The sequence below is a fragment of the Singulisphaera sp. GP187 genome (assembly GCF_900129635.1).
GTDB lineage: Bacteria > Planctomycetota > Planctomycetia > Isosphaerales > Isosphaeraceae > Singulisphaera.
On sequence record NZ_FSRB01000002.1, the window covers coordinates 475180 to 497223 of the forward strand.

12 protein-coding genes and 1 pseudogene are annotated in these 22044 nt (G+C 65.2%); 8 read left to right on the forward strand and 5 right to left on the reverse strand.

Annotated features, from left to right (window positions below; all coding sequences use genetic code 11):
• Nucleotides 1–179 precede the first annotated feature (179 nt).
• Together BUS42_RS26350 and BUS42_RS26355 are read right to left on the reverse strand one after the other, a co-directional pair.
• Nucleotides 180–3254, reverse strand: coding sequence for a hypothetical protein (locus BUS42_RS26350; protein ID WP_074312018.1), 3075 nt, complete (start codon nt 3252–3254; stop codon nt 180–182).
• 320 nt (nt 3255–3574) lie between these two features.
• Entirely contained in the window at nt 3575–4684 is a 1110-nt protein-coding gene (locus tag BUS42_RS26355; protein WP_074312020.1) for an RNA-guided endonuclease InsQ/TnpB family protein, read from the reverse strand.
• 118 nt (nt 4685–4802) lie between these two features.
• On the opposite strand from BUS42_RS26355, the gene BUS42_RS26360 reads away from it, so the two are divergent.
• Nucleotides 4803–5837 carry a lipase family protein gene (locus tag BUS42_RS26360; RefSeq protein WP_074312022.1) on the forward strand — a complete coding sequence of 345 codons (1035 nt, stop codon included), beginning with the start codon at nt 4803–4805 and terminating at the stop codon, nt 5835–5837.
• Between the two features lie 106 nt (nt 5838–5943).
• Here BUS42_RS26360 and BUS42_RS26365 read toward each other — a convergent pair whose 3' ends face one another.
• The gene (locus tag BUS42_RS26365; protein WP_074312024.1) at nt 5944–7368 is read right to left on the reverse strand and encodes a DUF1501 domain-containing protein; all 1425 of its coding nucleotides are present in this window, start codon (nt 7366–7368) and stop codon (nt 5944–5946) included.
• 39 nt (nt 7369–7407) lie between these two features.
• Nucleotides 7408–9738 (reverse strand): PSD1 and planctomycete cytochrome C domain-containing protein, encoded by a 2331-nt coding sequence (locus BUS42_RS26370; protein ID WP_074312026.1) that lies wholly within the window; start codon nt 9736–9738, stop codon nt 7408–7410.
• A gap of 305 nt (nt 9739–10043) precedes the next feature.
• On the opposite strand from BUS42_RS26370, the gene BUS42_RS26375 reads away from it, so the two are divergent.
• The 4 genes from BUS42_RS26375 to BUS42_RS26390 all read left to right on the forward strand — a co-directional run bounded on the left by BUS42_RS26375 (nt 10044) and on the right by BUS42_RS26390 (nt 18228).
• The gene (locus BUS42_RS26375) at nt 10044–11456 is read left to right on the forward strand and encodes a choice-of-anchor E domain-containing protein (RefSeq protein WP_074315337.1); all 1413 of its coding nucleotides are present in this window, start codon (nt 10044–10046) and stop codon (nt 11454–11456) included.
• A gap of 191 nt (nt 11457–11647) precedes the next feature.
• The gene (locus BUS42_RS26380; protein WP_074312027.1) at nt 11648–14632 is read left to right on the forward strand and encodes a DUF1592 domain-containing protein; all 2985 of its coding nucleotides are present in this window, start codon (nt 11648–11650) and stop codon (nt 14630–14632) included.
• A gap of 5 nt (nt 14633–14637) precedes the next feature.
• Complete coding sequence (locus BUS42_RS26385; RefSeq protein WP_074312029.1) at nt 14638–15993, forward strand: DUF1552 domain-containing protein; 1356 nt, start codon at nt 14638–14640, stop codon at nt 15991–15993.
• Nucleotides 15994–16860: 867 nt separating this feature from the next.
• Nucleotides 16861–18228 (forward strand): transposase, encoded by a 1368-nt coding sequence (locus BUS42_RS26390; RefSeq protein ID WP_074304734.1) that lies wholly within the window; start codon nt 16861–16863, stop codon nt 18226–18228.
• Nucleotides 18229–18345: 117 nt separating this feature from the next.
• On the opposite strand, the gene BUS42_RS26395 is transcribed toward BUS42_RS26390, so the two are convergent.
• Nucleotides 18346–19443: a Gfo/Idh/MocA family protein gene (locus BUS42_RS26395; protein ID WP_074312030.1), complete on the reverse strand. Its 1098-nt coding sequence runs from the start codon at nt 19441–19443 to the stop codon at nt 18346–18348.
• Nucleotides 19444–19689: 246 nt separating this feature from the next.
• Between BUS42_RS26395 and BUS42_RS46690 the strand changes: the two are divergent.
• The 3 genes and pseudogenes from BUS42_RS46690 to BUS42_RS26405 form a co-directional block, all read left to right on the forward strand.
• Nucleotides 19690–20472: pseudogene (locus BUS42_RS46690) on the forward strand (serine/threonine-protein kinase); the annotation flags it as partial.
• A gap of 147 nt (nt 20473–20619) precedes the next feature.
• On the forward strand, nt 20620–21237 hold the full coding sequence (pncA, locus tag BUS42_RS46695) for a bifunctional nicotinamidase/pyrazinamidase (RefSeq protein WP_410001726.1): 618 nt from the start codon (nt 20620–20622) through the stop codon (nt 21235–21237).
• Between the two features lie 296 nt (nt 21238–21533).
• Nucleotides 21534–22028: a peptidylprolyl isomerase gene (locus BUS42_RS26405; RefSeq protein WP_074312033.1), complete on the forward strand. Its 495-nt coding sequence runs from the start codon at nt 21534–21536 to the stop codon at nt 22026–22028.
• Nucleotides 22029–22044: the final 16 nt, after the last annotated feature.

Genomic DNA, 22044 nt, shown 5'->3' on the forward strand with positions numbered 1-22044 from the left:
GCATGAACCCTTTGGCTTCTTGGACGGGCGCGGCTGATCCACCATTCCTGGGATCGCGGGCGTCCCACCCGCAATTTGATTGAAATTAATTATATTTTGATTTTGAAATTATTGAAAACAATTTGTTTTAAGAGCGGGCGGGGCGCCCGCGGTCTCAGGGAAGAGAGACAAGGATGGCATTATGCCCGGGTGACGCCGTTCTCGGGGTGGCGGAGGCGGATCGGGGGCATGTTGTCGGGTTCGGTGTGGGGGTCGGCGAAGATCCGGGCGCGTTGGTTGGCGAGGTTGAGCTTCGACCGGATCGGGAAGGTGGAGCCGTCGCGGCTGGCCGGGAATTGCTGGACGATCTCGCCGTCGTCGACGGAGAGCGGGATCGTCCGCGGGTGGGCCACCAGGGCGGTGGGCGGGATCTCCGCGCCCGCCGGCTCGGTCCGGAACGTGAGTTGCCAGGGGCGGCCCGGAAAGCCAGGACGGCGGAACGCGTACGAGACGGTCACTTCGGGGTGTGGGCCGGGCAGGAGTGTGCGGGCCGTCGGCTCCAGGCCGGGCGAGACGACCGTCTGGCCGGCCACCTGGGCGACGCTGTAGACCCGGATGTGCCACGGACCTTCGACGTTCAAGGGCAAGGTCAAGGTGTGGTGGCCGAGCCGGCCGTAGTCGAGCTCGTGGACCAGGATCCGATGGGCCTCGGGGTCGTCGGAGTCGAGCGGGGCCGCGCCGGCCCGCGCCACGATGAGTGACTGGGCGCCTTGCGGACTCCAACGCCAGCGCAGGTGGACCCGCTGACCGTGGCCGACCCGGGTCGCGCGGAGGTCGGACGGGTCGGGGACGCACGAGTAGGCCACGCTCCGGCCGACCGTAAGCATCCCCGCCGAGGCGATCATCGGCGTGTAGTGGCAGACTCCCAGGGCCGGCGGGGAAGGGTCGCTGGCGTGGTCGGGGGCGGTCACGTCGAGCCAGTGCCCGTCCAGCGCCTCGGCCTCGGCGATCGAGAGCCGGTCCCCGGGTGCACGTCCGGCCGGCTTCAGGGTGCGGAGGATCTTGACCGTCCCGCGCGGCGGCCTGGGCCAGTCGAGCCGGATCCGGCCCCCTGCATCGAGAGCGAGCGTGGGGGTGGGCAGAACCTCGATCGGCGGGTGCGGCTGCGCCGAGACGAAGACACCGCGTGAGGCGACCATCGGGCCGTCGGGCCTCTTATAAACAGAGAAGAGGCCGTAGTGGTAGACCCGGTCGTTTTCGAGATGGCGGTCGTGGGCGCGGTCGCGGAGCGTCTCGACCCGTTCGCCGTCCTTGACGCCGGTGGGGGGAGCCCCGAGCTTGCGGACGACCCGGATGTCGAGGGCGTTGGCGGGAGGGGACCAGAAGAGGTCGACCTCGTGGTCGCTGGCTTCGACCCGGACGTCGGTCACTTCACCGAGCAGGACGATCGGGCCGATGGCCGCGGCGGAGATCGACTCGGCCCCGCCTCGTTTGCTCAGGGCGGCGTAGCTGACCGTGTCGCCCGGGTTGACCTGGCCGTCGTCGTATTCGGTGGCGGTCACCTCGGCGATCCGCGTGCCGTCAGCGAGATGCTCGATCGCGCCGCCATGCTTGCGCAGGAGGACGTACGAGAGCGGGCCGAGGCCGTCGGGGGCCGGAGCCACCCAGCGGAGCCGGACCCGACCGTCGACGTAGTCGGCGATCAGGCTCGACGGGTGGTCGGGCGGGCACCGGTGGAGTCCGTCGAGTGCCTCGGGGAGGTCGGAAGCGAGGGCGAGGCTTTGTTGGTAGAAGCTGCGCGCGGCCCTGGGGTCGGTGGCCGCGGCCGCGCGGCCGCGAGCGGCCAGGCTTTGAGCCCGGCGCAGCGGGGTCGTCACGTCGGCCCGGCTGGGATCGACCTCGGGGTGGCTTGGGTGGAGCATCGAGGCCCAGAGCTCGAGGGCCTCGAGCGCGGCGACGAGTCGGCCCGCGGTCCGCGCGGATTCCCAGGCGGCGCGTGCCCGGTTGATGTCGGCGAGCCGATGCTGGATCCGCTCCATCGCCTTGCGGGTTCCGACGTGCTTGGGCGCGAACTCCTGGATCCGCTGCAAGTGCCGGAGCGCTGTCTCGAGGTCACGCGTCTTATACGCCCGGGTCGCGGCCTCGAAGTGGCGGATCAGCGGGTCGCGGAGCTCGACTCTGAAGCCGCAAGGGCAACGGGGCTCATCGACCCAGTGCGGCTTCTTGCAGATCGGGCAATCCCAGTGGAGCGAGGCCCGGCAGTGGCGGCAGGCCGCCGCCTTCTGCCGCGCGGCCTGGGCGAAATCGGTGACGCCCGCACAGGCCCGACAGCGCAGGAGCCGAGGGGCCACGGGGGCGGTCGCGGCCGACGGGCCGGCGTCGCGGGCCACGCCCAGACTTCGACAGGCGCGGACGATCAGCCGGTCGACGCGGTCGGGCGTAATCCCGAGGGCGGCCCCCTCGTCGTGCAAGGCGTTCCGGGTGCCGGGGTCGAGTCGCGGCAAGCCTTGCAAGGCGAACTCGATCGACGCGATCAGGGCCTCTTCGGCCTCGAGGGCGAGGGTTCGGTCGTAGCGGGCTCGCGACTCGGGGGTGGTCAGGTGCGACTGCGCGTGCGAGACCAGTTCGAGCCAGGCGGTTTTCTCGGCCGTGACTTGAGCCTTCTGCATCCAGCGCCGGCGTTCGGCGTCGGTCAGGTTGATGATCTCCTGCGCCGGGGCGTCGCGGGTGAGCGACAGCGCCTCGTAGAGATCAAGGCGGCGGAGGTGGGTCAGGGCCACCCGAATCTGCCGCCGCATGGCCGGATCGAGCACATCCACCGGAGGGTCGGGCGCGTCCTCCTCGGCGGGACTCTCGGGCTTCGGTGGGATCAACTCGGCCAGGCGGTCGAGGTCGGCGGCCGTGAGGCCGAGCCGAACGGCCTCGTCGCGGAGCAAGGCCCGATCGGCGACGGTCAGCCCCCCTTTGGCGGAGCGGAGGCGGAGCCGGCGCTGGAGGGCGTCGAGCTTCCGGTCACGCTCGACCCGTTGCGCCGCGGCCAGCTCGGCATCGTAGGCGGCTCGATCGGCCGGCGCGCCGAGCAGGGCCTGGCGGATGGCGGGGATCTGATCGAGGTACGACTGATAGGTGTGCTTGTTCTTCGGGTTCCGAGTTCCGGACGACCAGAGCGGCTGGCAACGCGCCAGCGCCGCCTCCAGCGCCCCGCGGTCGGCACCCGGGTCGACGCCCAGCATCGTGTAATAATCAGCGACCATCGTCCGTTGCCGCGTCTCCAAGCCCCGAATCCTGGGATCATGCACCAAGGTTATTTTTGCGCGAAGTCGGCGGCGAGTCCAGGCGGTGCAGAATCATTTTCTTCGCTTTGTCGTACCCCCCCCTCCCCCTTCTCTCCTGTTTGTGGAAGCCCCTTGGCTTTCCAAAGGGCCGAGCGAAAAGATGGCCCCTGGCCTTGCAGCCTCAGGCCGCTACACTACAAGTGGGCTTTTGCGGCCAATCTAAAAAAAATTATGGGGAGAGGTTCGAATATGGTGATTCAACCTCTTGCTTGTCACCCCCACTCCTGTCAACGGAACTGACTTGGTAAGAATCCCCAGCCCTAAAGGGCGGGGCTTTCCGGCTGGGAGTTCACTCCCGCCAGTTCTAAGGCCATCTTACGGGTGGCCTGAGCCCGGATATTCCGGGCGGCGTTTTGGTCCGCGTTCGCACGATGGCCGCACGACACACAGAGGAATTTCGCTTGGCTCGTTCGGTTCTCTCGACAACAGTGGCCACACTCGTGGCACGTCCGGGACGTGTTGCGTGGGTCCACCTGCACGAGGGGAACTCCCGCCAGCGTGGCCTTGTACGACAGGAAGGCGACGAGTTGGCCGAACGACCAAGTGGAAAGCCGGTTGCGCGCGTCTTTGCCCCAAGCCGGGAGCCGGTCACGGATACCGCTGAGATCCTCAACGGCAAGTCCGCGCCCGGTGCCTTTGGCAACCTCGACGAGCGTTTTACTGATGACGTGGTTCTGGTGCTTCCTGAACCGGGCCTCCTTGCCGGCGACCCGCTTCAGCTTCTTCTTGGCCCCTCGTGTGTTTCGCTTGCCCAGTCGCTTCCGTTGCAGGTTGTGCTTCCTCCTGGTCCTCTCGACCGGCCTGCCGCTGTGCTCGTTGCCGTCGCTATCGGTGGCGATGTTGGCAATTCCCAGGTCAATGCCGAGGAAGTCGGTGGTGGGAATCGGAGCTCCAACGGCCACGTCCACGGTGACCAACAAGTACCACTTACCGTCCTTGCGGAGCACCAGATCGGCCTGCCCCTTGGCGTTGGTGAACCGCTCAGCCTGATACTTCCCCATCACGAACGGCACGACCACACGACCCTCCAAGGTCAGGAGGCTGACTCGGTCGGCCTCCTTGAACGACATCATCCGTGGGTCGAACGGCATTGCGGCGTGCTTGCGGAAGTGGGGCCGCTTGGTCTTGTCCCGCTTGTACGCTTCGCAGACCTGGGCGATACACCGCACGGCCATCTGGGCCGAGAGGCCGAATCGCTCGCGGAGCAAGGCGTAGTGCGTCTTCTGGAGCTCAGTCTTGTTACTGACTTTGATCGCAAACGCTTCCCCGGCCAGCCATTCGGCGGCTTCGTTGAACCGCTCGACTGTCGCCTTGAGGGGCGCGGCGTGGATCTTGTCGGGGAAGAGTTGGGTCTGCAATGTCAGTTTCATATCCCAATCACAGGCAGTTCAGGTCACTAAGTCAAGTGGCTAGCATGAACAAAGACACGCGCGATTCCTCCTCGCGGCTAAAGCCGGGGGCTTCCTCGCTAATTTTGGTGAGACTGCTATGCTCGGAGCCATTCTGATCCTCGTGGGCTTGCTCCCTCTCGTCCCTCAACCGGCGGTCGATCCCAGCGAATTCCAGCGCTGGTTCGAGGCCGCCAGCCAGGGCCAACTGCAAATCCCGACCGAGGTCGCACGCGAAGCGGCGCACTTTCGCTATGTCTTTGTCGCCGGATTCTGGAATGAACGCATGCCGGCCTATTTTGCGCAGAATGCCCAGGAGCTGAGGACTCGTGGAGTGCCGCGTGACGCGATCCACTTCATTTACCCAAGTTCTCACAAGTCGATTGAAGAGAACGCCGACCTGGTTCACGCCCGATTCCTCGAGATTGCCGAGGCCGGCCCCGAGCCCTTGGTGGTGATCGCGCACAGCCGAGGGGCCTGCGATACCCTCGCGTTTGCGCTCGAGAACCCGGAGTTCGTCCGCACCCGGATCCGTGCCCTCTTCTTGGTGCAAGGTCCGTTCGGAGGGACCGGCGTGGCCGACTACGTGGCGGGGGACGGCCCGTCATTAGATCCCCGAATTCCCCTCCGTTACCGTGCCGTCGCCAATTTGCTCGGTCGCTTCGAGAAGATCAAGTTGAAGCGAGGCAAGCATGGGGGACTGTCTGGGATGACCCAGCAAGCGTCGGAGGATTTTTGGGAACAGATGTTGGAGAAGCATCTCTGCGCGATCCCGGTCGTCGGGCCGAAGACGTTCTACGTCACGAGCGAGACCACTCCGGAGCAACAGCGACTCTTCAAACGGGCGACCGCGTGGTATCTGCAAACGCTCTCCGGGCCCAACGACGGCGTGGTGGCGCTTGAGGATCAGTCGTTGCCCGCCCTGGGCACGGTGCTGGCCGTTCTCGACGCCGGGCACTCCGACCTGACCAATCGCGGCCCGGCGACCCGCGCTCCTCGGCAACTGCGTCGGGCCTTGATCCAAGGGGTCGTCATGGCGGTGGGGAGCCCTGGGGAACGGGCCCGGATTGACGAACACGCGTCACGCGTGAGCGCTCCAGGGAACCATTTGCTGCAAGGTCAGCGAACCCACTAGCCTCATTGTTGAAGGCGATTCCAAGGTGGGCCGTGCCCACCCTACAAGAAAATTGCAATTCACATGTCTTGTCTTGTAGGGTGGGCACGGCCCACCATTCTTGACTTCAAACAAGAACCTCCCGGATCACCCGGCCGTGGACGTCGGTCAAGCGGCGGTTTGCCCCGTCGTGGTACCAGGTGAGCTTTTCGTGGTTGAATCCGGCGAGGTGAAGCACGGTCGCGTAGAGATCCCACACGCTGGTCGGGTTCACCGACGCGCGGCGGCCGAACTCGTCGGTCTCGCCGAAGCTGACGCCTTTCTGGACGCCCGCGCCGAGCATCCAGCATGTGAATCCGTCGGGATTGTGGTCGCGGCCTGTCGTTCCTTGCTGGTGCGTCGGCATCCGACCGAACTCCGTCGTCCAGAGCACGAGCGTGTCGTCGAGGAGGCCGCGCGCGTTCAGGTCGGTCAGGAGCGCGGCGGTTGGCTGGTCGAAGATGGGACAATGCCGCTCGTAATCGGCTTTGAGGGTCTTGTGGGCGTCCCAGTTGAGCAGGCCGTCCACTCCCGACGCGCGCGAAGCGCAGTAGAGATTCACGTAGCGCACGCCCCGTTCCAGCAGCCGCCGGGAGAGCAGGCAGTTTCGGGCGTAGGCGGCCTTCAGAGGGTTCGGGTCGTCGGTGCCATAGAGCCGTTGGACGGCGCGCGACTCGCCCGCGAGGTCGGTGGCCTCGGGGGCCGAGAGTTGCATCCGCGCGGCGAGTTCGTAGGCGGCCATCCGGGCTTGCAGTTCGGTGTCGCCGGGATGGCTCGCGGCGTGGTTTCGGTTCAGGGTGTCGATGAGGGCTCGCGTGTCGCGATCCTCGGCCGTTGAGACTCCGGCCGGCCGGTTCAGGTTCCGCACGGGTTGTTGCGTGTTGATCATCACGGCCTGATGACGCGCAGGCAGGAACCCATTGCTCCAGTTTGCCTTGCCGTTGGGCGGCTCACCGCGGACGTCGGTGATCGCGACGTACGTCGGCAGGTTGTCGTTCGCGCTGCCGAGGGCGTATGACAGCCAGGCGCCGGCGGCCGGGAACCCTTCGGTTGGCCGTCCCGTGTTCATGAAGACGCAGCCGGGGCCGTGGGTGTTCGTCTTCGACGTCATCCCATGCAAGAATGCGATGTCGTCGACGTGCCGCGCCATGTTCGGCAGGAGCGTCGAGATTTTCTTGCCCGCCTGACCGGTCTCGACGAACGGCCAAGGACTCTTCATGAGGTTGCCGTTCTTCCCCTGAAACGAGACGAGGTTTTCCTCGCCGGGCATGGGTGAGCCGTGGCGTTTTTCGAGCTCGGGCTTGTGTTCCCAGAGGTCGATGTGCGACGCCGCCCCGGGACAAAAAATCTGCAAGACCCGCTTCGCCTTCGGCGCATGGTGAGTCAATCCTCGACCCGGCTGCCACTCGGCCGCGGAGCCCTCGCGCGTCAGCAGCGCGCTCAGGCCGAGACCGGCCATCGCCGTGTAGACGTCGCCGAGGAAATCGCGACGGGTGGTGGGAAGGTCGCTCATGTCAGCCTCGAGGTTGCGGAATCGATGGCGCTCGCTTGCTCAATCGATGGAAATCATCTCGCTCGCGTTCAAGAGCGCTCGGCAGAACGCGGGAAGTCCATGCTGGTCGATCAGACGACAGCCGTGGGCCACCTCGTCGTCGGTCGGGGCGCGGCCGAAGGTGAGCACGAAGCCACGGCGACACTGATCGGCGGGGGCGGAGCCGGCCTCGCGGCCGAGGCGATCGGCGAAGGCGCGGGCGGTCTCGACCGAGAAGCCGTGGTTAAGCATCGTGAGCGCTTGCAAAGGAGTCGTGGTCGACGCGCGCCGCGGCGTGCCGAAGGCATTGTCGGGACAGTCGAAATCGGACAAGACGTCGAGGTAACTCGCGCGGGCCGAGTGGTGGTAAACGCCTCGCCTGTGCGTTTCCGGGCCGGGCCGATCGAGCGGCACATACGTCGCCACGTTGTCTTGAAAGTAGGCGTAGAGCTTGAAGCCCGGCCCGCCCATCTGCGGATCGAGCAGGCCGGCGACCATCAGCATGGTGTCGCGCACTTCCTCGGCCGCCAGTCGTCGCGGCGGAAACCGCCAGAGCGACCGGGACGTTCCGTCGACGCGCGCCGCGGACTCGCGGTAGGTCGAGGCCTGCCGGTAGGTCATCGAGGTCATGATCAGCCGATGCAGCGGCTTGAGCCTCCAGCCGTCGTCGACCAGCCGGCTCGCCAGCCAGTCGAGCAGTTCCGGGTGGCTGGGCCGACCGCCCATGAAGCCGAAGTCGCTGGGGGTGTCGACCAGTCCGGTGCCGAAGTGGTAATGCCAGAGGCGGTTCGCCAGCACGCGCGGCGTGAGCGGGTTGCGCGGGTCGACGATCCAGTCGGCCAGGGCCAGCCGTCGGCCTGATTCGGGAGCGTCGGGCGGCAACTGGTAACCGGGCACGATGGCGTCCAGGACCCCCAGGGCTGCCGGCGCGACGGCCTTTCCCGGCCGTTGCGGGTCGCCCCCGAGGAAGATCCGGAACGGTCCCGGCGCCGGTTCGAACGTTCCGACCCACCACGATGGCAACGGCGGAATCGAAGTCCGGGCCGCGCGAGCGGCGTCGTGCTCGGCCTTGGCGGCGGCGAGCCGCTTGATCGCGTCGGGACTCGCGGCCGCGCGGCCGGCGGCATCAAGCCGGGCGGCTTCGGCCGCCGCGCGCGCCTCGCGGTCGCGGAGCGGTGCGACCAATGCCTCGTGCGCGGCGCGTGCCGAGGCGGCGGCCACGGTGCGGTTGCCATGCCGCACCCCTGCAAAGGTGGCATAGAGGCCGTAATAGTCTTTCTGGCTGAGCGGGTCGAACTTGTGGTCGTGACAGCGGGCACAGCCGATCGTGACGCCGAGGAACGATTCGCCGGTCGCACGGATCAGGTCGTCGAGCGTATTGGCTCGGATCAGGGCGGCCTGTGCCGCGTCCTGGTTACCGACGTCGTCGTACGGTCCACAAACGAGGAAGGTCGTGCCCACCTCGACGTCGGGCTCATCCTTGCCGATCACGTCGCCGGCCAGGTGTTCGCGAACGAGGCGGTCGAACGGCTTGTCGTCGTTGAACGACCGGATCACGTAGTCGCGAAACGGCCAGGCGTTGGGGATGATCTCGTTCCGCTCGTAGCCCCGGCTCTCGCCGAACCGGACGACGTCGAGCCAGTGCCGGCCCCATTGCTCGCCGTAACGCGGTGAGGCGAGCAGGCGATCGACGAGCTTTTCGTACGCGTCGGGCGAGGAATCCGCCTCGAATGACGCGATTTCGTCGGCCGACGGTGGCAGGCCGGTCAAGTCGTAGGTGACGCGTCGGATCAAGGTCCGCCGGTCGGCCGGCGGCGACGGTATGAGCCCCTTCGCCTTCAGGCCGGCGACGATGAACGCATCGATCGGGTTCGCCGGCCACCCCGGCGGCATGTCCTGCCCGAGGGGCGGTGGGACCTTCGCCAGGGGCCGCAGCGACCACCACTCGGCCCCGACTTTCGGAGCCTCCTTGAGGACGAGTCCCCTGGGCCAAACCGCCCCTTGCTCGACCCAGCGGCGCAAGACCGCCACCTGTGCGGACGAGAGCGGTGAGCCTTCCCTCGGCATCTTCGGTTCGCCGCCCTTTGGCGACGGCCCCACGACCTCGATCAGCGTGCTCTCAGCCGGCTTGCCCGGCTCGACGGCACCGGAGTCTTCCAGATCGGTCGCGCTGGCGAGCGAAACGTCCCCCTTCTTACTCTCCGACCGATGGCAACGAATGCAGTGATTCGTCAGGATCGGCGCGACATCGCGCTCAAACTCGACCGGCTCCTGCCCGTCCGCGGAGGCGCCCTTGGCGAGCAGAACCAGAAGGAGCACTTCCGCGATCGATCCGAAACGGTTCTGCCACATGTCAGGAGTCTCAAGCCGCGGGTGGAATCGTGCTTTCACCATACCGCGGCCGACGGCCCATTCCAAGGAGAGGGCTCAGGCCGCAAGGTCGGGGTTCGCGTATACAAAATCCGAAAAGCTCGTATGATTCCTAAAGTTTCACCTCGTTCGAGCAGTGAACCCCATCGCAGGCAGTCACTTCACATCCGATTCCCGTGACCCGGCACGAGGTTATGATGATTCCTAGAGCCAAGGATGGCCGGCGCAGTCGTTTGGACCGAACTTCTTTCGGACTTGGGCTCAACCTTGGAGCACTCGAAGCGCGGATGATGTTAACGGCGTCCACGATCAGTGGATACGTCTATCAGGACACGAACGGTGACGGTCTTTACGGGGCGGGCGACCGCCCGATCGCCGGGAGCCCGATCCAACTCGTGAACTCCGCGAAAATGGTGGTGGGATCGACGACGACCGACGCGTCGGGCAAGTACCAGTTCTCGAGTGATGGGACCGTCCAAGGGACGCCGGGCGCGCAAACGCAAACCCTTTCGTTCCCCGCGACCCCGACCAACTTTACGAAGTCGGCCACGATTTCGCAGTTCGACCCGAGTCTCGGTACGCTGACTTCGGTGGACGTGACGTTCGCCGGGACCCTGTCGAGCGACATCAAGGTAGAGAGCCGAGACGCGAACCCGATGACGGTCGTCGGTCACGCTGAGGGCACGTTGGTCACCCAGGCTCCCGGCATCGCGGACCTGATGCTTCGGCCGACGTCCACGGTGACCTTCCCGGCCTCGGCCTATGACGGCCAGGCCGATTTCGGCGGCACCAGCGGCAAGGACTTTGGCGCGGTCACGGCCAGCGACTCGAAGACGGTCACGTTGACCACGCCCGGCGATCTCGCGGCTTACACGGGGACGGGGACAGTCCCTTTTTCCGTCGGCGCCGCCTCCACTTCGGCCGCCGCGGGCCCGGGTAACCTGCTCTCCGAAATCTCGTCCACCGGCGAGGCCACGGTCAATGTGGTGTACCACTACCTGCCCCAAAGCGACCTGAAGCCAGGCCGCTACTCGATCGTCCAGACCGCCCAGCCCAACGGCTTTCTCCAAGGCTCCAATTCCCGGGGGGGCGTAGTGCTGCCGAGGAGTGCCGGGGTCGACACGATCCCGGTCACGCTCGCCGACAGCGACCTGACCGACAATAATTTTGGCGAACTGCTTCCGGCCGCCGCTGCCCCTCCCCCCCCCGCCGCCCCCCTGCCTTCCAGCAGCCTTTCCGGCTCCGTCTATCTCGACGCCAACAATAACGGCGCCAGGGATCCCAACGAGTTTGGAATCGCGACGGTGAATGTGACGCTCCGGGGGCGAGACAACTCGAATCGACCGGTCATGCTGACTTCCACGACCGACGCCTATGGTGTTTATCAGTTCAATAACTTGCGTCCTGGGCAGTACACGATCACCAAGTCTCAGCCGAACGCCTTCAGGTCGGGGCAAGAGACGATCGGCAGCCAGGGCGGGCAGGCGAGCAGGAACCGATTCTCCCGGGTCGTCCTGCGTGACAATACCCAGGGCGTCAACTACAACTTCGGTGAACAGGCCCGACCGAATTGCAGCCTGGCCTCCGTCCTCGCTCGGGTCGACCGGGGCCTTCCCCTTCGCTCCAACCTGGGACCAAACCTCCAGCGCTACCTCCCCGGACTCGTCGTCTACAACACCCAGCACCCGCGCCGCCGTTGAGCCGGCCCCGCTCGCCCTGGGACCGCGGGCGTCCCGCTCGCCTCTTCTCTTAATATGATCGCCTGTTGCGGACTCCATCCGCCGACCAGAGCGTTGCCCCCCCGCCTTGCTTGGCTCAGTCGGTCCGGGTAATCTAATTATTGTTTAACGGGCGGAACTGGGCGGCCGATGCGGGGGAGATCCGACAGACAATGCGACCGACCTTGCTTCTCACGGTGACGGGCTGCCTTCTCCTGGCGTTCCTCGGCCTCCGAACGGCCGCCGACAACCCCGCCCGCGAGCCGGACGCCAAGGTGGTTTCCCCCGACCCCGACCTCGACCTTCGCCTCCAAGAAAGCATCCGGCCGTTCCTCGCCACGTACTGTCTCGGATGCCACGGCAAGGAGAAGCCGGAGGGCGACCTGGACCTGTCCGTCTTCACGACCGTGGAGTCTGTGACCAGGGCCCTGCCCCACTGGGAACTCGTCGTCGAGCAACTCGAAGCGGGTTCGATGCCCCCGGCAAAGGCGAAGCGGCGCCCGACGGACGAGGCCCGCGCGACGGTGATTGCCTGGATCGGAGCCGTCCGCAAGCGCGAAGCCGACCGGAACGCGGGCGACCCCGGCCCGGTCCCCGCGCGACGGCTCTCCAACGCTGAGTACGACCATACGATCAGGGACCTGACCGGGGTCGACCTCCGGCCGACCCGGGAGTTCCCCGTCGACCCGGCCAACGAGGCGGGGTTCGACAACTCGGCCGAATCGCTCGCGATGTCGCCGGCCCTGGTCAAGAAGTACCTGCAGGCCGCGCGTCAGGTCGTCGATCACCTCGTCCTGAAACCGGACGGACTCGCCTTCGCGTCTCATCCGGTGATCGCCGATACCGATCGCGATAAGTATTGCGTGAACAAGATTATCGACTTCTACAAGCGTCAGCGCGCCGACTACGCCGACTACGTCTTCGCGGCCTGGCGGTTCCGGCATCGCGAGGCCCTGGGCCAGCCCAACGCGTCGCTGGAAACGCTCGCCTCCGAGGCCAAGCTCAGCCCCAAATACCTGGCGACGATCTGGGCCACGCTCACCGACGGCCCGGAAGACGTGGGCCCGACCGCCGCGCTCCAGACGCTTTGGCGGGAACTGCCTCCGCCTCCCCCCGACGGCGATCGAACGGCCGCCGCGCGGGCCGGCTGCGAGCGGATCCGCGACTACCTCGTCACCCTCCGCCGGCAGCTCACGCCCGAGGTCAAGAACCTGGAGGCACGCGGGATCAGCAACGGGTCGCAGCCGCTCGTGCTCTGGAAGAATCGTCAGTACGTTGCCAACCGGATGCGCTACGCGGCGGGGGGAGCGTCCAAGATCAAGGTGGACGCGTTGGGGCTGTCTGGGACGGCCGCCAAGGCGCTCGTCGCTCCCGAGAAGCCGGAGGACCTCGCTTCCTTCGAGGCGACCTTCCCCCGGTTCTGCCGGACCTTCCCGGATGCCTTTTTCGTCTCGGAGCGCGCCCGAGTCTATCTCGACGGCAAGGAAGACAAGAAGAACACGGGGCGGTTGCTGAACGCTGGGTTCCATAGCATGACGGGCTACTTCCGCGACGATGAGCCGCTCTCCGTGCTCATGCTGGACGAGGCCGGTCAAGGCGAGCTCGAACGGCTCTGGAGGGAGTTCGATTTCGTCACGGGCGCCCCGATGCGGCAGTACTCGAGCTACCTCTGGTACGAGCGTGCCGAATCCGGCTTTCTCCGCGACAACGAGTTCGACTTCATCAGGGCCGAGGACAAGGATGCCGCGTCCGAGGCGAAGATCGAGCAACTGGCCAAGGTCTACCTGGCGAAAGTGAGCCGGATCGGCGCCAGCGAGTTGGTGCACAGCGTCATCAAGGATCAGTTCGCGATCATCTCCGCAAGCATCCGTCGCGTTGAGAACGACCGGGTCGCGGCCGAGCCCCGACATATCGAGGCCCTGCAAGCGTTTGCCGAGCGGGCCTATCGCCGCCCGCTGTCGAGCGCGGAACGTGAGGGAATCGCCGCCTTTTACCGGACGCTCCGCACCCAGGATGAGCTGAGCCACGACGATGCCGTCCGCGACACGGTTGTCGGCGTGCTCATGTCACCCTACTTCTGCTACCGGGTCGACCTTGCCGGAGAAGGGACGGGCGTCCGGCCGCTATCGGATTATGACCTGGCCAGCCGCCTGAGCTATTTCCTCTGGGCGAGCATGCCCGATCGTGAGCTCATGGACCGGGCCGCTGCGGGCGACCTGCACCGGCCCGAAGTGCTCGCGGCGCAGGCGCGGCGGATGCTCCGCGACGATCGCGTCCGCGGCCTGGCCACGGAGTTCGCCGGCAACTGGCTCGACTTCCGCCGGTTCGAGGAGCACAACAGCGTCGATCGCGGCCGCTTCCCCGCGTTCGACGACGAGCTGCGCCGGTCGATGTTCGAGGAGCCGCTCCGCTACTTCGTCGACCTGGTGCGCAACGACCGCCCGGTCCATGAGTTCCTCGACGGCAAGCACACGTTCGTCAACCAGGCGCTGGCGCGGCACTACGGTATGCCCGAGCCCGAGGGCTGGGTCCGCGTCGACGACGCGGTTCGCTACGGGCGCGGCGGGCTCTTGCCGATGGCCGTCTTCCTGACAAAGAACGCGCCGGGCCTGCGGACGAGCCCGGTCAAACGGGGCTACTGGGTCGTGCGTCGCCTGCTCGGCGAGAACATCCCGCCACCGCCGCCCGACGTCCCCGAGCTGCCGGAGGACGAGGCCAAGCTCGGCGACCTGACCCTGCGGCAAACCTTGGCCCGGCACCGTGCCGATAAGAGCTGCGCGGGTTGTCACGAGCGGTTCGACGCGATCGGCCTGTCGTTCGAGGGCTTCGGCCCCGTCGGCGAGCTCCGCGACAAGGACCTCGGCGGCCGTCCCGTGGACGTTCGCGCGACCTTCCCCGGTGGGAGCGAAGGCGCCGGCGTTGAGGGACTCCGCCGCTATCTCGAGTCGAATCGCCGGGAGGAGTTCGTCGAGAACCTCTGCCGGAAGCTGCTGGCCTACGCCCTCGGGCGGAGCTTGCTCCCCTCGGATGACGAGACCGTCGACACCATGCGCACCCGGCTGGCGGCCGACGGCCATCGCTTCGGCAGCCTGATCGAGAGCATTGTTGCCAGCCCGCAGTTCTTGAATAAACGAGTCGAAGCCAACCACGCGGAGTGACGCAGATGAAGAGCACTTCGGACCAGGGAGAGCGCGAGAATGGCCGGGGCCGGGCGTCCCGGCGGACGTTCCTCCGCGGCGTGGGCGTGACGATGGCCTTGCCGTGGCTCGAGTCGGTCCCCGCCTTGGGTGCCTCGTCCGTGGCGGGAGCCGCCGCGCCTTGTCCGAAGCGGTTTGCCGCCTTGTTCATGGGTTGTGGCGTCAATCCGACCCAGTGGTGGGCCAAGGGCTCCGGCGCCGCGATGGAGCTGGGCCGTTGCCTCGAGCCGCTGGCCCCCTTGAAGACGAAGATCAACGTCATCAACGGCCTGTTCAACAAGCAGGCCACGGGTGTCGGCATTCACCCCGGCCAGACCGGGAACATCCTCTCGGGTGCGGCCTTGCAGAAAGGGGCCGAGCTCAAGGGGGGGATCAGCGTCGACCAGATGCTCGCCCGCCACCTCGGCGAGGCGACCGTCCAGCCGAGCATGGTTCTCGGGTGCGAGCAGCCGATCACCGGCTACCACGAGACGAACTTCTCGATGGCGTACAGCTCGCACATCTCCTGGCAGAGCGCCACCTCGCCGGTGCCGATGGAGGTCTACCCGTCGCTTGCGTTCGACAGCCTGTTCGACAACCGAGGGACCAGGCGCAATCAGAGCGTCCTCGACCGCGTCCGGGACGAGGCCTCCGGCCTGAGCCGGCGGGTCAGTGCGGCCGACCGGGCGAAGCTCGACGAGTACCTGACCAGCGTCCGCGAGGTCGAGCGCAGGGTCGTGCCGATGCGGTCCGAGAAAGACCAGGCCGAGGGCCGAGCCGCCAACCAAGGCAAGCCGCTCGTCACCATGCCGAGGCCCGACAACGGCCTGCCCGAAGATATTCGTGAACACATGCGGCTGATGTGCGACCTGATCGCCCTGGGGTTCCAGACCGACAAGACGCGGATCGCGACCCTGCTCCTCTGTCGCGACATCTCGGGCCTCTTTTATCCCTTCCTCGACGTCCGGGCCGCGCACCATGGCGCCTCGCACGACGACAAGTCCGAAGCCTACGAGCGCGTGACCCGCTACTACGTCAGCCAGCTCGCCTACCTCGCCACCCGCCTCGACGCCATGCCCGAGGGTGAGGGCACCGTGCTCGACAACACCTGCCTGCTGTTCACCAACAGCCTCTGGTCCGGCACCCGGCACGACGCCAGCAAGGTTCCCGTCGTCCTGGCCGGAGGTCTCGGTGGATCGCTCGCGACGGGCCGCACACTCGACTATGCGGACAAGGGAGACGACAACCGCAAGCTCTGCAGCATGTACCTCTCGATCATGGACCGAATGGACGTCAAACTCGACCGCTTCGGCGACGCCGACGCCCGCCTTACTGACCTCTGAGCCGAGATCCGAGGCAAAGATCTGCATTCCTCTGGCGAAACTGCCTCTCCTAATCCTGGAACCGGGGGCGGGGTGCCCGCGGTCCCAGGAAAACGAAAAAAAGCAACGACCCGCCATCGAACTAAGAATCCCCCTCGTTCCCACGGTCCTCCGCTATGCATTACCCACAAGTGGGGGTCTGGCCCGGTGTCCAGCAAGGGTGATCGGCGCAAGTGCTTGAGAGTCCTCCAGTTGTGGCATCCAGCTCGGGCCACAGCCCCCTTCCGTAACCTCCGGATTGCTAACGACTTACGACTTGTGGGTAAGGCATAGCGGTCCTCCGTGGGAATGCCGTCCCCGACGCTCCGCGTCGTCTGGCCTTCGCAAGCCGAGGACGCAGAGCGTCCCAGACGGCATTCCCACGGGGGACCGTGGGAACGAGGAGTGAGAGGCTTCCTAGCTCTGTCTCGGGTCGTTGAAAAAAAGAGCTTTGCTGGGTGGCACGTACGTACGTGTTTAGCGTGTCCGAGAGCCATTTTCCTGGGGGTTTTCGTGGGTCTGACAAGAGTACGACGGCCGTTCTACGAGTGTCAGACTTTCACGAGACCCCTGTTTTCAGGCTGCGCGACACGCTAAACACGTACGGTTGTACCCAACCCGTGAGTGGGAAGCCCCTGCTTTGGGCTCACGGGTTGGGTACAACCCGTGCCACCCAACGTCAGTAACTCGGCGTCGTCAACAACGGATGTAACTCTCACCGGACCAGAGAATTACTGCCGCTCCGTGGCTGCGGTTCGTTCGAGAGAAGGGGGGGCAAAAAATCGCCGTTCTTCGTCATGATGGGTGCGGCTAGCAACCGGCACTCACCTGGATTGAGGAAGAACGGCGATGAAGGCAGCTCGGACGCTGCAAGGCTTGCAGCAACCGCAGTCGTTGATCGGCTATGTCCGACAGTTTCTCACCCCGACGGTCTGGAAGCAAGCCCGAGGGGTTGTTCCTCAAAGGCGGTCGGCGCCGCGGTGGGATCTCCAGCCACTGGTCGTGGTCATGCTCGCCATGACCTGGGCCACCGGCGACTCCGAGTCCGAGAGGTTTGAGAAGGCCCGGGGATACTACGTCGCCTGCCATGAGTCGCGAAGACGCCCGGGAAAGACCCTCGTCGGCTTCCAGAAAGCGATGCGACGCGTCCCCATGCGACAACTCAGGGCGTTGGCCGCGGGGGTTCGGCAACAGATCCACGCCCGACTGGGGTCGCGGCGGATTGTCGACGGCTTCGAGCCGATGGGCTGCGACGGCTCGCGGATCGAGTGCCCCCGCACCCCCGAGTTGGAACGGGGACTCGGGCAGGCCGGCAAGAACGACGCGGCCCCCAACGTCTGGCTGACGGCGTTCGTCCACTTGCCCACGGGACTGCTTTGGTCGTGGCGACTCGGCCCGGGCACCGCGGCCGAGCAAGAGCATTTGAGGCACTTGCTCGCCACCCTCTCGCCCGAGGCCCTGATCGTCTGCGACGCCGCTTATATGGGCTTCGATCTGGTCCGGGCGATCCTCGGTGTCAAGCGATCGTTCCTGTTCCGGATGTCGTCGCGGGTCGACCTCTACACCCTCGAAGTGGCGAACCTGGAGGATTGGACCGAAGGCCCTGTCTTGTACTGGCCGAACTATGTCCAGAAGAAAGGGGAAGCGCCGATCCAATGCCGCTTGATCCGGATCCCGGCCAAGGGCAAGGGTAAGGGGTCGGTCAAACGCGACGTCTGGCTCCTGACCGACGTCCTCGACCCAGCCCGGATGTCGGCGGCGACGGCCGCCAAATTCTACCGCTGGAGATGGCGTAATGAAGGACTATTTCGCACATACAAGCGTATAATCAATAAATTGAAACTCGCTAGCCGCACGGTGGCCTTGGTGCATCGCGAGGCCGAGTTGTCACTGCTGGCCACGCAGATCCTCCTGGCGCATGCCGACCTGGCGCTTCGGCCGGCGTCGGCGTCGGCGACCGATGGCCCAGTGATCAGCCCCCGCAAAGTTCTGATCGAGATCCGCAAGGAGATCGACGCGGCCGTGAAACCCAAGGCCAAGTGTTACCACAAGCGACTCGCGGGCTGCCGCGCCGGGTGCCGGAAGCAGAAGAGCCCGAAAGCCACACGCAAGTGGCCTCGTCGCAAACCGCATAAGCCGCCGAAACCGCCTGTGCTCCACACCCTGACTCAGGAACAGAAAGCCTTGCTAAACAAGCACATGAGTGCAGTAGGATGAGGCATCAGTAATCGACGTTGCGTGCCACCCGAGAGTGTTTGCTGGAAAATGCGAGCGTTTGTTGTTGTGTTGGGTGGGTGTGGTCCACCAGAGCAATCGTTCGCGGCTTCATCCCGATCAGGTGAGCATCGGTTGGCCACAGGCTCGCAGCAACGCCGTCTGGACCGTCAGATCGTGTTCATACGGGAAATCGGTCGGTTTCTCCCCGCGAATGATCCGGGCCATGTCGGCTGCGTCGTCAACGTAGCGAATATATTTGGGAAACGAGATATCCTGACGTCCCTTCTTGTACCCGCCGCGCGTTTTTGACAGCACCAGGTGGGCCGACGGGTTATCGAGCGGTTGGATCTGGAAGGTTCCTTCGGTGCCGCAAACGACGAGGTGTCGCCGCTCGCCGCCGTCCACTTCGATCGCGGTTGACTTGACCGTCGCCAACGCACGCGGGTACTCGAACACCGCCAGCATATTGTCGAGGAGTGAATCGTCGACGCTTGCGGTATGCCGCGAAAATGGTGTGACCGTGGTTGGCCTTCCCAGTACGCCGACCACCAGGTCGATGACGTGACAACCGAGCTCGAACATGATGCCGCCGCGGTACGCGACCAGTTCCCGCCGCGCGGCCGGATCGACGACTTTGCTCATGACCGTGTGGACTTCGAACACGTCCCCGAGCCAGCCCCGTTTCAAGAGGTCGCGGAGCAGCACCACGGCGGGGTTGTAGCGGTACATATACCCCATCTGGACCAGCAGCTTCCGCTTCGCCGCCGCGCCCAGGATCCGCTGGTATTGCTCGAGCGACTCACCGGCCGGCTTATCGAGATGAATGTGCTTGCCCGCTTCGACGCAGGCCTCCGCTGTGTCGAGCAGGTCGCGAACCCGCGTCTCGACGAGGATCGCCTGCACTCCCGGCGCGTTGAGCAACTGCTCCTGCGTCATCCACTTGAGGTCGCGATAAGGAGCGAGCGACTCGGCCTTTCGACGGAGCTCCGCATCAGGCTCGACAATCCCGACGACCTCATAGTCCGCGGATTGCCGGAACACGGAGAGTTTGCTCGCATGGGCATGTCCCACGCCGATCTGGCCGATCTTGATGCGTGGCCGCGCTGGGCTGGCGCCGCTTCCCGATTGCGCGTTCGCAACCAGGCCGGGTGTCAGCGAGCAGGCGAGCGCTCCGCCGAATCGTTTGATGACCGCACGTCGGTTTTCAGAGTTCATGGGGATTTCGATCCTCGACCGCTCGATCCGTGATACCCAGGGTGTCGTGACAGTTCATCATTCGAATCCCGAGGGATCAAATACCAATTCGGGAAATGGCCAACCCAAGCCTGGCAAATCCGAGTGAGAAGGTCCAATTCGGCTTCCTCTTGGTAACATGGAGGTTCCCCTGTCGCTCTCCCGGAAATCGACTGGATTCCTCAAGGCGATACGCCCGCTTTTTCGCACTCGATAAGGTCAAAGCAGATGTCCGACGATCCCTATTTGCGACTGACGAATATTGGTCATTGCCGGATCCTGTCGCGGCTTGGCGAAGGCGGAATGGGGGTCGTCTACAAGGGGCATCACACGGACCTCGACCTGGACGTGGCCGTGAAGTTTCTCCACCCGCAACGGGTCCAGGCGGCCGAGGCGCCGGAGCGGTTCCTCCGCGAAGCCAGGCTGGCCGCCCGGTTGAACCACCCGGGAATCGTCCGGGTGTTCGACTGCGGCGAGACTGACGGGTATTATTATATCGTGATGGAGTTTGTGGACGGCCAGAGCTTGGCGGACCACATCGTGGAACGCAAGGCGGTCCCGGTCGCCCGAGCCTTGCAGATTGCCGAGGCCGTGGCCCGGGCGCTGGGCACGGCGTTCGACCAGATCGGGGTGATCCACCGCGATATCAAGCCGGCGAACATCCTGCTCACGACGGCAGGCGCGGTGAAGCTGGCCGACCTCGGCCTGGCCAAGATCGTGGCCGACCTGGACGCCACCGTGGCGTATACCTCGGCCGGGATCGCGCTCGGAACGCCCAGCTATATGTCGCCGGAGCAGTTCGACGACGCCAGTCAAGTCGATCTCCGGGCCGACATCTTCTCCCTCGGCGCCACCTTGTACCACATGCTCGCGGGCGAGCTGCCGTTCAAGGGGACCTCGCTGTTCCGGATCCTGAAACAGGTTCAAGAGGCCGACCCTGACCCGCTCCCAGCCACGGTGCCCGGCACGGTGGGAGCGATCGTCGCCCGGATGATGGCCAAACGACCGGAGGACCGGTTTCAGACCTATCCGGAATTGATCGAGGCCCTCAGCGGGGCACAACGGTCGCTGGGGGACGACACGCTCATCTCGACGCGGACGCTTCTCAAGCCGTCGACCACCACGATCATCCCCGCCCCCAAGCTCACCGGGCGGACGATCCGCGCGGCCTCGCCGACCGAGAACCGGGCGCTCTTGGTCGTCGATGTTCAGAATGATTTCTGCCCCCATGGCGCACTCGCCGTGCCCGAAGGGGACCTGGTCGTTCCGATCATCAATAAGCTCTCCCGCCGCTTCACCCATGTCATCCTGACGCAGGACTGGCACTGCGACGATCACCTGTCGTTCGCCTCCTCGCATCCGGGCATGAAGCCAATGACGTTGATCGAGCTTCATTACGGGCCGCAAATCCTCTGGCCCGACCACTGCGTGCAAGGCACCCCAGGCGCTCAGTTCCACCCCGACCTGGACCTGGATCGCTGCGACATGATCATCCGTAAAGGTTATCGCCGCGACATCGATTCCTACTCCGCGTTCTTTGAGAACGACCGGCAGACGCCAACCGGCCTGGCCGGTTACTTGCGGGAGCGCGGACTGACCCGGTTGTTCATCGTGGGCCTGGCCACCGATTTCTGCGTCGCCTATTCCGCCATCGATGCCTGCCGGTTGGGATTTGAAGTGACCGTCATTGAAAACGCTTGCCGAGGCATCGACGTGGAAGGCTCGCTCGCCGCGAGCTGGCAGCAAATGGCCGAGGCCGGCGTGATCCGGGCGTGAGAACCCGGGACCACGATTGCAACCGCGTAGCGAATCGCGTCCCGGGCAATCGACGGGGGAAATTCTTTGTCTGTTTTGCCCTCTTTGCCTAATCCTTTGTGTGACCGCGGATGCACCGATCGGCCGGGACGCCGGGGATTCCAAGGCAACTTGAGATGCGTGGTCTAAGTTGTTATCTTGAGCACAGTTAATTCCGCATGCCGACTCGAGAGCCTCCGTGGTCTTTGCGCCGGGGGCCGGTTGCCATGCGGGTCATTAGAAACAAGAAGAACGGTTCCGATCGAGGACGAAAGACTATGGCCAGGCCGAGCGTTTACTTCGACATCAGCATCGACGGCACCCCCTCCGGACGCATTACCTTCGAACTGTACAACGACGTGGTGCCCGAGACCGCCGAGAACTTTCGCGCCTTGTGCACCCACGAGAAGGGGTTCGGCTACAAAGGTTCTTCGTTCCACCGCGTGATTCCCAAGTTCATGCTCCAAGGGGGCGACTTCACCAACCACAACGGGACCGGTGGCAAGTCGATCTATGGAAATAAGTTCAAGGACGAGAACTTCCAGCTCAAGCACGATAAACCGTTCCTCCTGTCGATGGCCAACGCCGGCCCGAACACGAACGGCTCGCAGTTCTTCATCACCACGGTGATCACCGATTGGTTGGACGGCAAGCACGTCGTCTTCGGCGAAGTGACCGAGGGCTCCGACCTGGTCAAGAAGATCGAAGCCCTGGGCTCGAGCAGCGGGAAGCCGCAGGCCAAGATCACCATCGACGCCGCCGGCGAAGTTTGAGCTGAAGTCGCACCTC